This window comes from Pseudomonas sp. RIT-PI-q (assembly GCF_001297125.1).
Classification (GTDB): domain Bacteria; phylum Pseudomonadota; class Gammaproteobacteria; order Pseudomonadales; family Pseudomonadaceae; genus Aquipseudomonas.
Genome location: NZ_LHPC01000031.1, coordinates 64428 through 78885 on the forward strand (window position 1 = coordinate 64428; position 14458 = coordinate 78885).

Sequence of the window (14458 nt, forward strand, 5' to 3'; positions counted from 1 at the left end):
GTCCGGCCCCCCCCCACATTCCATGTAGCAGCTGGCGCAGCCTGCGTTCGGCTGCGCAGCAGTCGTAAACCCTGCGCACGCGATTTTCCTGATACACCGCGCCGGCTGATTTTACGACTGCTTCGCAGCCGAACGCAGGCTTCGCCAGCTGCTACAAAGTTGACGCGAGGTCGCCAGCGGCTACACGTTGTGGTGCCTTACAACAGCGAAATCGGGTAGTTGATGATGATGCGGTTTTCGTCGAATTCGTTGGTGCTGAAGTCCTTGCGGATGCTCGCGTTGCGCCATTTCACGTTGAGGTTCTTCAACGGGCCGCTCTGCACGGTGTAGGCCAGTTCCGATTCGCGACCCCACTCCTTGCCGTCGGTGATCGTACCGGTGTGCACGTTATCACCGCTGATGTAGCGGTTCATCATCGTCAGGCCGGGAATGCCGAGCACGACGAAGTTGTAGTCGTGGCGCAGCTGCCAGGATTTTTCCTTGGCGTTGTCGTAGCTGGAGTTGTAGCTGTCGTTGGCCAGGGTGCCGCCGCTGGTGCCGTTGACCCGCATCCAGAGATCGTCGCCGGTGAGTTTTTGCAGGCCGACGAAGAAGGTGCTGCCGCCGTATTTGGCCGAGAGCATGGCGAACGCGGTTTTGTTGTCGAGGTCGCCCGCCAGGGCGCTGCCGTCTTCCTTGCCGATGAAGTAGCCGAGGTTGGCGCCGAGGGTCCAGTCGCCGAGAGGCTGGCTGTGGCTCAGGTTGAAATACTGCTGCTGGTAAATGTCGCTGAGTTCCGCGTACCAGACGCCGACCTGGGTGCGCTTGTCGTTGAACGTGTATTCACCGCCGCCGAAGTTGAAACGGTCCGAGGCGAAGGCTGCCGATTTGCCGTTCATGAACATGTCTTCCATGCTCGCATCGTTGCGCGGGCTGTTCTTGCGGAACTGGCCGCCGTAAAGCGTCAGGCCGCTGATCTCGGTCGAGGTCACCTGACCACCGCTGAAGGTTTGCGGCAGGGAGCGGCCATCATCCGAGCGCAGGATCGGCAACACCGGCATCCATTCGCCGACCTTCACTTCGGTTTTCGAGATTTTGCCTTTCAGCGCCACGCCCAGGCGGCCGAAATTGTCGGCAGGGCGGCCATCGTCATGGATCGGCAGCAAGCTGGTGCCCCCCGTGCCTTTGCCGCCGTCGAGCTTTTGCGAGTACAGGCCCAGCACATCCACGCCGAAGCCGACCGGGCCTTGGGTGAACCCGGAGCGGGCGTCGAGGATGAAGTTTTGCGTCCACTCTTCAGCCTTGCCCTGGGGGTAGGCCGGGTTGGTGAAGTTGCGGTTGATGTAGAAGTTGCGCAGGCCCAGCGTGGCTTTGGCGTCATCGACAAACCCTTCGGCGTTGCCGGTCATGGGCACGGCGAGTGCCAGGCCGCTGAAGCCGATCAGGCTCAGGGTATGACGGCGTGCGAAGGATGGGCGAGGGGTACAGGCGGAGGAATTACGGACGAGCTTGCTCAAAGTGACGCTCCCTTGAATCTTGTTGTTTTTATTTTTGTTATACGTCGTCGTACAACATGGTGGCGATTATTTGCGAGGGATTCAGGGATTGTCAATCAGAAGTTGTACGATGACTTGGTGGGGTCGTTGATTTCGGATAAGCAGCATTTAGATCAAAAGATCGCAGCCTTCGGCAGCTCCTACAAGGGATCGCATTTCCATGTAGGAGCTGCCGAAGGCTGCGATCTTTTGATCTTTAGCGGACTTTCAACCAGCAATCATCGGCGGCAGGGTCCCCAACAGAGAAACCGCCGCCACGGCACCCATTCCCAGCAACCATTCCACGATCACGCTGGCACGCAATGTGGTGAGGCGTTGATCGCAGTCGTTGATCCGCAGCCGGTTGAACAACGCAAGCCCGAGCATCCCGGCGACCAGCACCACCTTGATCAACAGAATCAAGGCGAACCCGGACAGCAACGGCGTCGGCCAAAACGCCCCGGTGAGCACCCGCACATTGATCAAACCGGTCAGCACCAATCCCGCCACCAACACATAGCCGACCCCGCTGAAGCGTCGCAGGATTGCACCGATGGCATGGCCGGTCGGGTGCCGAAGGATCATCACCAACAGCATCAAGCCGCCGAGCCAGGCGCCGACGCAGGTCAGGTGGACGATCTGATTGAGGATCAGCAATTGACCGCTGAGGCCGTCGAGCATGGCGCCATGACCGACCGGGGCGAGGGTCGCCAGCAGCAGACTGGCGAGGCCAATCCGCAAGGGTCGGTTCGAACGCAAGGGCGACATCAGCAACGCCACCAGCAACACATTGAGCAGCAAATGCCAGCCCCAGACCTGGCCGAAAAACGTGTTGCGCAACACCAGTTGCAGGGTCGGCAGGTCGAATGCTGCGGCCCAGGTCCCGGCCATGCTGGCGGTGATCAGCAGTAACCAAGCGACCCCGCTGAGCAAGGCCGCCGCCGCAAGCCATCGACTCAGGCGCGCCAGCGGCTCATCCAGCGCCGTCTCCCGGCCCAACAGCAGAGGCTTGAACACCCAGGCCCCAAACAGCATCAACACCACGGTGAAATGCAGGAAGCGGCACAGCACCATCGCGTCTGTCATGAATTATTGGCCAACCTTGAAGCTGTAGGCGCCTTCGCTTTTGTGGGTGTCGACCGACACGGCATGCCACTCGACTTTGTAGGTGCCCGCCACCAACGGTGCGGCCGGCGTCACGATCAGGGTTTTCTTGTCGCTGCCTTCGGTGGCCAGGCTTTTCACCGGGACATTGCTGCCGTCCTTGCTGATCGTGACTTTGGTAAAGGTCGCTTCAACGCCTTCGGAAAACCCCAGCCGCAACTCCGACGGCGCGCTCACGGTGCTGTCGGCGGCCGGCGTCTGGTCTTTCAGATGGGCGTGGGCAAACACCGACGAAGCGGCGAGCAGCGAGCCGAGCAGGGCGGCGGTGGTCAGGGTTTTCTTGAGCAGCATCGTGGATACCTCGCGGGCAGGTTCAAAGTGTGGTCAGTTTAGCGGCGAGCGGTGTTGTGTACGAAGTTTCGTTTTCCCCTGTCGCCGCGATGTAGAGCGGATGCTAGTCTTGATCAACGTTGTTGTCAGGGAGCCCTCATGGGCAATCACAAGATCGAGATTCGTCGCAGTAACGTCGAGAAAATTCTGCTGGGGGCTGAAAAGGTCTTCGCCGAGAAAGGTTTCGGCAGCACCGCCATGGCCGACATCGCCGCCGAAGTGCAACTGCCGCGCTCCAACCTGCATTACTACTTCAGCACCAAGACCGAGTTGTACAGCGCGGTACTGTTCGACTTGCTGGAAGTCTGGAAGCAGGACGCGCTGTGCTTCGAGATGTTCGACGACCCGCGCGTGGTACTCAGCAGCTACATCCGCGCCAAGATGAACCACTCCCGCAGCCGGCCTTACGGCTCGAAAGTCTGGGCCAACGAAATCATCCACGGCGCGCCGACCCTGGGTGAGAAACTCGACGTCAGCCTGTACGACTGGGCCAAGATGAAAGAAGCGAAAATTCGCCAATGGGTGGACGACAAACGCATCCTGCCGGTGGAACCGTCGAGCCTGCTGTACATGATCTGGGCCTCGACCCAGCACTATGCTGACTTTGATCATCAGGTGAATATCCTGAACGATCATCAGCCGTTGTCGGACATGCAGTTCGAGCGGGCGGTGCAGACGGTGACCAGTGTGATTTTGCGCGGGATTGGGTTGGAGCCTTGAGATCGTCGTTATGGCTTCCGACGCCATCGCGGGCAAGCCCGCTCCCACAGTGGTTTTGGTCGTACACAAATCCCGTGTACACCAGAGAATCCTGTGGGAGCGGGCTTGCCCGCGATGGCGTCAGCCCAAACGACGCATCACTCAAACGGCAACATGGTACGGATTCCTCGGATCATGATTCCAATCCAGAAACGGCTTCCCATTCTCCATCGGCACCATCTCGATGCAATCCTGCACCGGGCACGTAATCTGGCACAGGTTGCAGCCCACGCACTCCTCGTCGATCACTTCATACTTGCGCGTCCCGTCCGCCTGCTTGAGGCTGGCAACCGCCTGGTGCGAGGTGTCTTCGCAAGCGATGTGACAGCGACCGCAACCGATGCAGGCCTCCTGATCAATCTTGGCAATCACTTGATAGTTGATGTCCAGGTACTTCCAGTCCGTGGTGTTGCCCACCGCACGCCCGGTAAACTGCGAAATACGGGCGTAGCCCTGACTGTCCATCCAGCGTGACAAGCCGTCCTTCATCTCCTCGACAATCCGGAAACCGTGCAGCATCGCCGCCGTGCACACCTGCACCGAGCCGCTGCCCAGCGCGATGAATTCCGCCGCATCACGCCAACTGCCGATACCGCCAATGCCGGAGATCGGCAGGCCTTGGGTCTGCGGGTCGCGGGCGATTTCGGCGACCATGTTCAGCGCAATCGGCTTCACTGCCGAACCGCAATAACCGCCATGGGTGCTCTGGCTGCCGACGGCGGGATTGGCGACCATGCGCTCCAGGTTGACGCTGGTGATCGGGTTGATGGGGTTGATCAGCGACACGGCGTCGGCGCCGCCACGTTGGGCCGCACGGGCGGCGACGCGGATGTCGGTGATGTTCGGCGTAAGCTTGACGATCACCGGCAGCGAGCAATAAGTCTTGCACCAGCGGGTGACTTGCTCGACATATTCCGGCACCTGACCGACCGCCGCGCCCATGCCGCGCTCCGGCATGCCGTGGGGGCAACCGAAGTTCAGCTCAATGCCGTCAGCACCGGTGGCTTCCACCAGCGGCAGGATGAATTTCCAGGACTCTTCGACGCAGGGCACCATCAGCGACACGATGAGTGCACGGTCCGGCCAGTCCTTTTTGACCTGGGTGATTTCCCGCAGGTTGATTTCCAGCGAACGGTCGGTGATCAGCTCGATGTTGTTGAAACCCAGCACTTCGCGGTTGGCACCGAAGTGCGCCGAGTAACGCGACGACACGTTGACGGCCGCCGGGTCTTCACCCAGGGTTTTCCAGACCACGCCGCCCCAACCGGCCTCGAAGGCGCGGACCACGTTGTAGGCTTTATCGGTGGGCGGCGCGGAGGCCAGCCAGAACGGGTTGGGGGCTTTGATACCGGCGAAGACAATCGAGAGATCGGCCATTTACGCAGCCTCCACGTTGAGCTTGAGTTGGGCGTTGATGGCTTCTGCCGCCAACTTGCCGTGCTGCACCGCTTGCACGGTGAGGTCCTGATCGAGGCTGGTGCAGTCGCCGCCGGCATACACGCCGGGGATGCTGGTGCGCAGCTGTTCGTCGACTAGGATCCGGTCGCCCTGACGCTTGAGTTCACGAGCCAGCGGATCGGCGAGGGCGCTGCCGTCGAAGGCCTGGCCGATGGCTTTGAAGATCGCATCGGCGGCCAGCTCGAAAGTTTCGCCGGTGGTTTGCAGACGACCTTCGACCAACCACGTACGCGCGAATCGCATACCGCGCACCTGGCCTTGTTTGTCGAGCAGCACTTCTTCGGGTTGCGCCCAGGTCAACAGCCGCACCTGATTGGCCTTGGCAATGTCCTGTTCGTGGCCGGTGGCACCCATTTCCTCGACACCGCGGCGGTACACCAGATTGACGTCGTGAGCCCCGAGACGGGCCATTTGCACGGCCATGTCGATGGCGGTATTACCGGCGCCGAGGACAATGCAACGGTCGGCGAGAGGGAGTTGCGTCAAGTCATCGGCCTGACGCAGCTCGCGGATGTACTCGGTGGCGGCCAGCAGACCGGGTGCATCCTCGTGAGCCAGGCCCAGTTGTTTGCTGGCGGCCAGGCCCAAGCCGAGAAACACTGCGTCGAACTGCTGATGCAGGTCGCTGAGAGTCAGGTTTTCACCGAGTTTCTGGCTGTGGCGGATTTCGATCCCTCCGATCTCCAGCAGAAAATCCAGTTCCTTTTGCGCGTAGTCGTCCACCAGTTTGTACTTGGCGATTCCGTATTCATTCAGGCCGCCAGCCTTTTCCCGTGCCTCGAAAATCACCACGTCATGGCCATGCATGGCGCTACGGTGCGCACAGGACAGCCCGGCGGGACCGGCGCCGACCACGGCAATACGCTTGCCGGTGGCGGCTGCGCGCTGGAACGGGTGCTCGCTGAAATGCGCGTTGTCCACTGCGTAACGTTGCAACAGACCGATCAGCACCGGTGCGCACTCGTGATCGTTGTTGCGCACACAGGCTTGCTGGCACAGGATTTCCGTCGGGCACACCCGGGCGCAACTGCCGCCGAGGATATTGGCCGAGAGGATTTTCTGCGCCGCACCTTGAACGTTTTCCTGATGGATATTGCGGATGAACGACGGGATGTCTATTTCGCTCGGACAGGCGTTCACGCACGGCGCGTCGTAGCAATACAGGCAGCGAGAGGCTTCCAGATGCGCCTGACGGTCGTTGAGTGGCGGCGCCAGATCGGTGAAATGGCCGGCGAGGGCGGCCGCATTCTCATAGGGATGCGGGAGGTGGGTCAGGGTCTTGATCACGGTGTTGGCCTCACGGTTATTTGAGGTGTATGCCTCTGTCGGGCATTGATTTTGTGCTGCCTGGGCCGGCCTCATCGCGGGCAAGCCCGCTCCCACAGCTCTTGTGAACGCCTAAGATCCCTGTGGGAGCGGGCTTGCCCGCGATAGGCCGAAGGCCGCTCTTAGCGTTTCACTGCCACAGGCTTATTCAACTCAGCCCGCTTGCTCAACAAATCAAACACCGCCGGATACGCCGGCCGTTCGACATACCGCCCGGCACCCCGCTCGGCGCGCAAATCACCATCGGCCCAGACCACACGACCCTGGCTGATGGTATGGCTGGGTACGCCACGCACGGTCTTGCCTTCGAAGATGTTGAAGTCGACTTGCTGGTGATGAGTCGCCGCCGAAATCGTCCGCGTGCCCTCCGGGTCCCACAGCACCAGATCGGCATCGGCACCGACGCGGATCGCACCTTTGCGCGGGTAGAGGTTGAAGATCTTCGCGGTGTTGGTGGAGGTCAGCGCCACAAAGTGCTGCATCGACAAACGCCCGCTGTTCACCCCTTCATCCCACAACACCGCCATGCGGTCTTCGATCCCGGCGGTGCCATTGGGGATCTTGCTGAAGTCGTCCTTGCCGGCGGCTTTTTGCTCGGCGCAGAAACAGCAATGGTCGGTGGCGGTGGTGTGCAGGTTGCCCGATTGCAAACCATGCCAAAGCGCTTCCTGATGGCCGCGCGGACGGAAGGGCGGGCTCATCACGTAACCGGCGGCGGTCTGCCAGTCCGGGTGTTGATAGACGCTGTCGTCCAGCAGCAGATGCCCCGCCAACACCTCGCCGTAGACTTGTTGGCCCTTGCTGCGGGCGTAGGTGATTTCGTCGAGGGCTTCCTTGGTCGAGACATGCACCAGGTACAGCGGCGTACCCAGGGTTTCGGCGATACGGATCGCCCGACTGGCGGCTTCTCCCTCAACCTGAGAAGGGCGCGACAACGGATGCGCTTCCGGGCCAGTCATGCCTTGGGCCATCAACTTGCGTTGCAGGTGATACACCAGTTCGCCGTTTTCCGCGTGCACGGTCGGCACCGCACCGAGTTCCAGGCAACGCTCGAAACTCGCCACGAGCGTGTCGTCGGCCGCCATGATCGCGTTCTTGTAGGCCATGAAATGCTTGAAGCTGTTGACACCGTGCTGGCTGACCAGCTCAGCCATTTCCTCCCGGACCTGTTCGCTCCACCAAGTGATAGCGACGTGGAAACCGTAATCCGACGCCGACTTTTCAGCCCAGCCGCGCCACTGGTGAAACGCTTCCATCAGCGATTGCTGTGGGTTGGGAATCACGAAGTCGATAATCGATGTGGTGCCACCGGCCAGTCCTGCCGCCGTGCCACTGAAAAAATCTTCGCTGGCCACGGTGCCCATAAAGGGCAGTTGCATGTGCGTGTGCGGATCGATGCCACCCGGCATCAGGTATTGGCCACTGCCGTCGAGCACTTCGGCACCCGCCGGAATATCAAGGTTTTCACCGATGGCCTTGATCACGCCGTCGGCGCAATAGACGTCGGCACGATAACTTTCATCATGGGTAACAACGGTGGCGCCACGGATCAACAGAGACATTCCGAGTTCCTCGCAGGCAATGACCGACTTGTGCCGGTTCTAAATGTTTTATATGAAGCCAGTGCAAACAGGTGTATTCCTGTCAGTGCTGTCAAGAATAGACGCTAGCTGCAGTTTGCCGATTGAGCAAGAATATTTTTTATAAGCTTATATCTGTTTCAACCTATTGAAATATAAAGATTAAAATCAACAATCACCAAAATGGTGAGGCCTCTCACCATTTTGACGCACTTGACAGGTTCCAAAAATAGACGAGATTTCCTATGTGAAATCAGCCGCTTGAGGATGGTCTATGGTTGATGCGCAACTTTGAAAAAAAGCGACATGCACCAGATTGAGTCCTGACTGTTCGGACAACTTGCCTGGCATTCGGCCTGAGTGAACAGGCAAGTCACCGAGGACTTATTGGATAAACAAATAAAACTGATAAACATCAGTTGGTTATAAATGTTTTATGGAACTGCCCGATGCGCAAAAGGGGTGCCCGGCACGTTTATTGATGCCGCCAGCCCTTGATGAGCAAAAAATAATTCAAAGAACAGTGGAGCGGCCATGCAACAGATCAGATCGCAAGTGACCGAGCGCGACGGCTTGTTTGAGCTCGAAGCCGGCAGCGATGTCCTCGACAGTCCCCGTTACAACCACGACATGGCACCGACCAAGGTGCACGAACGGACCTGGAACAAATGGCACATCACTGCGCTGTGGATCGGCATGTCGATCTGCGTGCCGACTTATACCCTCGGCGGGGTGTTGACCGCGTACTTCGGGTTGAGTGTCGGCGAAGCGCTGCTGGCCATCCTGTTTGCCAACCTCATCGTGTTGATCCCTCTGACGTTGAATGCCTTCGCCGGCACCAAGTACGGCATCCCGTTTCCGGTGTTGCTGCGGTCGTCGTTCGGCGTCCTCGGCTCCAACGTGCCGTGTCTGATTCGGGCGCTGGTGGCCTGTGGCTGGTTCGGCATCCAGACGATGTTCGGCGGGCTGGCCATTCACCTGTTTCTGGGGTCGATTTTCGAAGGCTGGAAGTCGCTCGGTGGCACTGGTGAGGTGATCGGCTTCATGATTTTCTGGGCACTGAACCTGTGGGTGGTGCTGCGCGGTGCCGAGTCGATCAAATGGCTGGAAACCCTGTCCGCACCGCTCTTGGTTGCGGTGGGTGTGGGCCTGTTGGTGTGGGCCATGCCGAATGTGTCGATGACCGAGTTGCTGGCGATCCCGGCCAAGCGTCCGGAAGGCGCCAGCGTGGTCAGTTACTTCGCTGCCGGGCTGACCGCCATGGTCGGATTCTGGGCCACCTTGTCCCTGAACATTCCCGACTTCAGCCGCTATGCGAAAAGCCAGAAGGATCAGATTCTCGGGCAGATTTTCGGCCTGCCGCTGACCATGTTCCTGTTTGCCTCGCTCGGCGTGGTGATGACTGCCGCATCGGTGAAACTGGTGGGCGTGACCGTCTCCGATCCGGTGACGCTGATCGGCCATATCCAGAGCCCGGTCTGGGTCGCGCTGGCGATGGCGCTGATCATCATCGCCACGCTGTCGACCAACACTGCGGCGAACATCGTTTCGCCAACCAATGACTTTCAGAACATCGCGCCGAAGGTGATCAACCGGACCAAAGCGGTGTTACTGACCGGATTGGTCGGGTTGCTGCTGATGGGTCATGAACTGCTGAAAAAGCTTGGGTTGATTGTCTCCGACGTTAGCCTGGAAACGGTCTATTCCAACTGGTTGCTGGGTTATTCCAGCCTGCTGGGACCGATCGCAGGGATCATGGTGGTGGACTATTTCCTGATCAAGAAACAGCAACTGGACCTGGCCGGGCTCTATCGCGACGACGTGTACCCGGCGTGGAACTGGTTCGGGTTTATCGCGTTTGGCGTGCCGGTGGTGTTGACGCTGTTGTCGCTGGGTAGCGATGCGTTCAGCTGGTTCTACAGCTATGGCTGGTTTACCGGCTCGGCGCTGGGTGGGCTGATTTATTACGGGTTGTGCTCGATGCGGCCCAGTCCGTCTGTTGTGAAGTCTTCGGTGTGAGCGAGGGCCTCTTCGCTGGCAAGCCAGCTCCTACTGGAGCATGCATTCCCCTTGTAGGAGCTGGCTTGCCAGCGAAGACGGCCGCCAAAACACCAAAAGACCGCCTGAAGAAATCCATAAGAACTGCCTGAGGAAATCATCATGAACGCTGCCGTAGACGTTCTGCAGTCCAGCCATCAGCACATCAACCGCGACCGCCTGTGGCAATCGCTCATGGACCTGGCCAGGCTCGGCGCCACGGTCAAGGGCGGCGTCTGTCGACTGGCCCTGACCGACCTCGACCGTCAGGCCCGGGACATCTTCGTCAATTGGTGCGAGGAGGCCGGCTGCACCGTCAGCATCGACGCCGTCGGCAACATCTTCGCCCGACGCCCCGGCCGCAACCCGAACCTGCCCCCGGTGATGACCGGCAGCCACATCGACACCCAACCCACTGGCGGCAAATTCGACGGTTGCTTCGGCGTGCTCGCGGGCGTCGAAGTGCTGCGCACCCTCAATGACCTCGGCGTGGAAACCGAGGCGCCGCTGGAAGTCGTGGTCTGGACCAACGAAGAAGGTTCGCGTTTCGCCCCGTGCATGATGGGTTCTGGCGTGTTCGCGGAAAAATTCACCCTCGAAGAAACCCTGGCCAAGGTCGACGCTGAAGGCATCACCGTTGGCGAAGCCCTGAATGCCATCGGTTACGCCGGCCCGCGCAAGGTCAGCGGGCATGCCGTTGGCGCCTATTTCGAAGCCCACATCGAACAAGGCCCGATCCTCGAAGATGAGCGCAAAACCATCGGCGTGGTGATGGGCGCCCTCGGCCAGAAATGGTTCGACCTGAAACTGCGCGGTGTCGAAGCCCACGCCGGCCCGACCCCGATGCACCTGCGCAAGGACGCGTTGGTCGGCGCGTCAGTGATCGTCGGCGCCGTCAACCGCGCGGCCCTCGGCCATCAACCCCACGCCTGCGGCACCGTCGGTTGCCTGCAAGCCTATCCGGGTTCACGCAACGTCATTCCCGGCGAAGTGCGCATGACCCTGGACTTCCGGCATCTGGAACCGGCGCGCCTGGATTCAATGATCGCCGAAGTGCGCGAAGTGATCGAAACCACCTGCGAGGAACACGGCCTGACCTTCGAACTGACACCGACCGCCGACTTCCCGCCGCTGTACTTCGACAAGGGTTGCGTCGAAGCGGTGCGCGGTGCGGCCCAAGGTCTGGGCCTGTCGCACATGGACAGCGTCAGCGGGGCAGGGCACGACGCAATCTGCCTCGCCGAACTGGGCCCGGCCGGGATGATCTTCGTCCCGTGCGAAGGCGGCATCAGCCACAACGAAATCGAAAACGCCGCGCCGGATGATCTGGCAGCCGGGTGTGCGGTGTTGTTACGGGCGATGCTCGCGGCGTCGGCGGCGATTGCCAACGGTGAATTGGCGGCTTGAACTATCTGGCGTGCGCTGAAGGGGCGGCGCACGCCACGCGGTAGCTTCCAAGGACTATCAGAACTGCTAGGTAGGCAGCACTCGAAAGATTAACCATGCTGAAACTTCGAATCTTTCGACCTTGCATGGAGTTTTTTCAATGTCCATTACCCCTCGCCAAACCGAACTGTGCCGCTACCACTACGATCCACTGGACCAACAGTCCGGTTGCACATTGGCGCAGCAAGCTATCCTCCAGCGTTTTTACTGTAGAAGCCGCTGGGTTACGGAAGTACAAGGTGCGGTACAAACCAGTCTCTTCCAGCACGATAATCAACCGCTTGCGCAACGCCGACAGCAGAGCGGTAAAGTCGAGAGGTCGCTGCTGGCTATCGATCAGAAAAATTCGGTGCTGAGCGTGCTCGATGCCACTGGGCCTCGTCATCAACTTGCCTATGCCCCTTATGGTTATCACCGACCGGAAAACGGACAGCTCAGCCTGCTCGGGTTTAACGGCGAACGGCGGGACCCGATTACGGGTTCCTATCACCTGGGTAATGGTTATCGCCAGTTCAATCCGGTTTTGATGCGGTTTAATAGCCCGGATAATATGAGTCCGTTTGATAAGGGTGGGGTGAATGCGTATGCGTATTGCGAGGGGGAGCCAATACTGAGAAGTGATCCGGATGGTCGTTTTTTCCAGTCTGCGTTAATTAAACCGCTCCAAAATGCTTTGCATCTTCGGCAGTCGTCGAGTTTTCTTGCCAAGCAGTTGCGCGTTGTTAAAGTCGTGCGTCTGGACGGCGAGCCTATCAAAAAGCCATTTGATGGGGATGACGCCGTTCTGCCTGGGGCTGATTTGTATAAGCATGAATATAAAAAGCTTAATAAGGTAAAGATGAAAGTAGACAGGTACACAGCGCAACTTGAAAGAGAAAACTTGAATAGAGTGATGGGGTCTGGCTTTGATATATCGTCGGCCCAGTCGAGAAGTAACCTAGGGCAAACTGATGTTTCAAGAGGTTCTAAGTATCTGTTCAATACTGCTAATAGTGCACCCATGCGCAATTTGTTAAATTCAATCAAGGGCATGGACAATGCCATCGAAGCAAATAAAACACTCTCGGACCAGCTTAAGTCAATCGCTGAGCAGGCCCGGACTGTTAGAGGGTAGTCTCTCTCGTGCATCGTGGTGGCACGACTTCAAAGGCATGACGTGCGCTGACAGTCAGCGCATGTCACAAAACCGTATCCTCAATCGTCATCCTGTTGAATCCCTCTAATTGCGGAGCAACACGATGTCGTCCAATACCCAACCGGTCAATCTGCTGCAATCGATGCCCCAGGTGTTTGAAAGCCTGACCCAGGTCCACGTCACCCTCGACAGTCATGATCTGAATCCGACGCTCAAACACCTGCTGCACCTGCGTGCCTCGCAGATTAACCGATGTGGTTTCTGCGTGAAGATGCACACCCGCGAGGCTCGCGAAGCCAATGAAACCAACGAACGCCTGGACCGCTTGATCGTCTGGCGTCATGTCAGTGATTTCACCGCCGCCGAACGTGCGGCGCTGGCCTGGACCGAAGCCCTGACCATCCTTGATGAAAAAACTGACTACGCCAGCCTGCGCGGCGACTTGCGCGAGCACTTCAACGACGCGCAGATCGCTGCCTTGACGGCCGAGATTGGCATGATCAACCTGTGGAACCGTTTGCAAGTGTCGAGGCACTGATCGATGAATTCCGCTGAAAACGCCGCCGCTGTGTTCGAGCAGCGTCGGCCCTTTTTGCTCGGTCTGGCGTATCGCATCCTCGGTTCGCGCGCCGAAGCCGAGGATGTCGTGCAGGAACTGTTCATCAAGTGGCTGGAGGCCGACCGCGCCAGCATCGCCACGCCGGCGGCCTGGCTGACCACGACGTGCACGCGGCAGTGCATCGATCTGCTGCGCTCGGCGCACACATCGCGAGTCGACTACATCGGCACCTGGCTGCCGGAGCCGATTCACACTACGCACCAGGACTCACCCGAACACATGCATGAACTGGCCTCGTCGTTGTCTACCGCATTCCTGTTGATGCTGGAACGGCTGACCCCCAAGGAACGTGCGGCGTACCTGCTCTACGAAATCTTCGACATGGAGTACGCGCAAGTCGCCGAAGCCGTCGGGGTGCAGGAGGCGGCCTGCCGCAAACTGGTGTCGCGCGCCAAGGCCAGCCTTGGCAGTGGGCAGGTCCGTTATCAGCCTGAGGCGGCACGTCAGGATGAATTGCTCAGCGCTTTTCACAGTGCAATCGCCAGCGGTTCTACCGTTTCCTTGACTGCCATGCTTGCTGAAGACGTTGAACTCTGTGCGGACAGCGGCGGTAAGGCTTCGGCGATCCGCGAAACCTTGTCGGGTGTTGCCAGGGTGGTGGATTTCATTGGCCGGTCATTGCATACGTATTGGCAGGCTTGTGAGTGGTTGCCTACGGAGATCAATGGTACGCAGGGTGTCATCATCAAAGCGGACGGCGGGATTACTGCGTCGATGACTTTTGGGTTTGATGGGGCAGGGCGGGTGAGCCGGATTTTCATTATGCGAAATCCGGATAAGTTGGCGGGGTTGCACGGGGCAATGGACGTGCAGTGACTCGGGCTTTGCCTTTGGCAAGATCAAATGCGAACGAGACCTCTAAAAAGCACCGTTCACCCTGTAGGAGCAAGCCTGCTCGCGATGGTTTTGAATGCACCGCGTTTACCCTGTTGAAACGCGTCATCGTTAACGTTCTTCGCGAGCAAGCTCGCTCCTACAGGTGAAGTTATTGACTGCCCCCATCAGGCCTTCACCACCACCGCATCTGCACTATCCCACCCCTGCGCGGTCGACATCTTCACTGGCCGGCGCGTAAATGCCCCGGCCGCAC

Annotated in this window: 12 protein-coding genes; 6 read left to right on the top strand and 6 right to left on the bottom strand. The window is 59.2% G+C overall.

Going from position 1 to position 14458, the window contains the following annotated elements; all coding sequences use genetic code 11:
• Positions 1–197 precede the first annotated feature (197 nt).
• The 3 genes from AEQ67_RS16960 to copC all read right to left on the bottom strand — a co-directional run bounded on the left by AEQ67_RS16960 (position 198) and on the right by copC (position 2969).
• Positions 198–1496, bottom strand: a complete 1299-nt coding sequence (locus AEQ67_RS16960; RefSeq protein ID WP_059404989.1) for an OprD family porin — start codon at positions 1494–1496, stop codon at positions 198–200.
• Positions 1497–1742: 246 nt separating this feature from the next.
• Positions 1743–2600 carry a copper homeostasis membrane protein CopD gene (copD, locus tag AEQ67_RS16965; protein WP_059404990.1) on the bottom strand — a complete coding sequence of 286 codons (858 nt, stop codon included), beginning with the start codon at positions 2598–2600 and terminating at the stop codon, positions 1743–1745.
• A 3-nt stretch (positions 2601–2603) separates the two neighbouring features.
• Entirely contained in the window at positions 2604–2969 is a 366-nt protein-coding gene (gene copC / locus AEQ67_RS16970; RefSeq protein ID WP_059404991.1) for a copper homeostasis periplasmic binding protein CopC, read from the bottom strand.
• Positions 2970–3107: 138 nt separating this feature from the next.
• Between copC and AEQ67_RS16975 the strand changes: the two genes are divergently transcribed.
• Positions 3108–3728: a TetR/AcrR family transcriptional regulator gene (locus tag AEQ67_RS16975; protein WP_059404992.1), complete on the top strand. Its 621-nt coding sequence runs from the start codon at positions 3108–3110 to the stop codon at positions 3726–3728.
• 141 nt (positions 3729–3869) lie between these two features.
• Here the strand turns inward: AEQ67_RS16975 and preA are convergent, their stop codons facing one another.
• From preA to hydA, 3 genes are all read right to left on the bottom strand, one after another.
• On the bottom strand, positions 3870–5144 hold the full coding sequence (gene preA, locus AEQ67_RS16980; RefSeq protein ID WP_059404993.1) for an NAD-dependent dihydropyrimidine dehydrogenase subunit PreA: 1275 nt from the start codon (positions 5142–5144) through the stop codon (positions 3870–3872).
• Positions 5145–6512 carry an NAD(P)-dependent oxidoreductase gene (locus AEQ67_RS16985; protein WP_059404994.1) on the bottom strand — a complete coding sequence of 456 codons (1368 nt, stop codon included), beginning with the start codon at positions 6510–6512 and terminating at the stop codon, positions 5145–5147.
• Between the two features lie 161 nt (positions 6513–6673).
• A complete protein-coding gene (gene hydA, locus AEQ67_RS16990; RefSeq protein WP_059404995.1) occupies positions 6674–8113 on the bottom strand; it encodes a dihydropyrimidinase in 1440 nt (479 codons plus the stop codon).
• Positions 8114–8665: 552 nt separating this feature from the next.
• Here hydA and AEQ67_RS16995 point away from each other — a divergent pair.
• The 5 genes from AEQ67_RS16995 (at position 8666) to sigJ (ending at position 14184) form a co-directional block, all read left to right on the top strand.
• Positions 8666–10150, top strand: a complete 1485-nt coding sequence (locus AEQ67_RS16995; protein WP_059404996.1) for an NCS1 family nucleobase:cation symporter-1 — start codon at positions 8666–8668, stop codon at positions 10148–10150.
• Positions 10151–10291: 141 nt separating this feature from the next.
• A complete protein-coding gene (locus tag AEQ67_RS17000) occupies positions 10292–11575 on the top strand; it encodes a Zn-dependent hydrolase (protein WP_059404997.1) in 1284 nt (427 codons plus the stop codon).
• A 139-nt stretch (positions 11576–11714) separates the two neighbouring features.
• A complete protein-coding gene (locus AEQ67_RS17005; RefSeq protein ID WP_059404998.1) occupies positions 11715–12728 on the top strand; it encodes an RHS repeat-associated core domain-containing protein in 1014 nt (337 codons plus the stop codon).
• 124 nt (positions 12729–12852) lie between these two features.
• Entirely contained in the window at positions 12853–13287 is a 435-nt protein-coding gene (locus tag AEQ67_RS17010; protein ID WP_059404999.1) for a carboxymuconolactone decarboxylase family protein, read from the top strand.
• A gap of 3 nt (positions 13288–13290) precedes the next feature.
• Positions 13291–14184 (top strand): RNA polymerase sigma factor SigJ, encoded by an 894-nt coding sequence (gene sigJ, locus AEQ67_RS17015; RefSeq protein ID WP_059405000.1) that lies wholly within the window; start codon positions 13291–13293, stop codon positions 14182–14184.
• Positions 14185–14458 lie beyond the last annotated feature (274 nt).

What these genes read in the sequence shown, in the direction of transcription:
- copD (WP_059404990.1), bottom strand. Translation starts at nt 2,600, where the DNA reads ATGACAGACGCGATGGTGCTGTGCCGCTTCCTGCATTTCACCGTGGTG.
- copC (WP_059404991.1), bottom strand. Translation starts at nt 2,969, where the DNA reads ATGCTGCTCAAGAAAACCCTGACCACCGCCGCCCTGCTCGGCTCGCTG.
- AEQ67_RS16975 (WP_059404992.1), top strand. Translation starts at nt 3,108, where the DNA reads ATGGGCAATCACAAGATCGAGATTCGTCGCAGTAACGTCGAGAAAATT.
- preA (WP_059404993.1), bottom strand. Translation starts at nt 5,144, where the DNA reads ATGGCCGATCTCTCGATTGTCTTCGCCGGTATCAAAGCCCCCAACCCG.
- hydA (WP_059404995.1), bottom strand. Translation starts at nt 8,113, where the DNA reads ATGTCTCTGTTGATCCGTGGCGCCACCGTTGTTACCCATGATGAAAGT.
- AEQ67_RS16995 (WP_059404996.1), top strand. Translation starts at nt 8,666, where the DNA reads ATGCAACAGATCAGATCGCAAGTGACCGAGCGCGACGGCTTGTTTGAG.
- AEQ67_RS17000 (WP_059404997.1), top strand. Translation starts at nt 10,292, where the DNA reads ATGAACGCTGCCGTAGACGTTCTGCAGTCCAGCCATCAGCACATCAAC.
- AEQ67_RS17005 (WP_059404998.1), top strand. Translation starts at nt 11,715, where the DNA reads ATGTCCATTACCCCTCGCCAAACCGAACTGTGCCGCTACCACTACGAT.
- AEQ67_RS17010 (WP_059404999.1), top strand. Translation starts at nt 12,853, where the DNA reads ATGTCGTCCAATACCCAACCGGTCAATCTGCTGCAATCGATGCCCCAG.
- sigJ (WP_059405000.1), top strand. Translation starts at nt 13,291, where the DNA reads ATGAATTCCGCTGAAAACGCCGCCGCTGTGTTCGAGCAGCGTCGGCCC.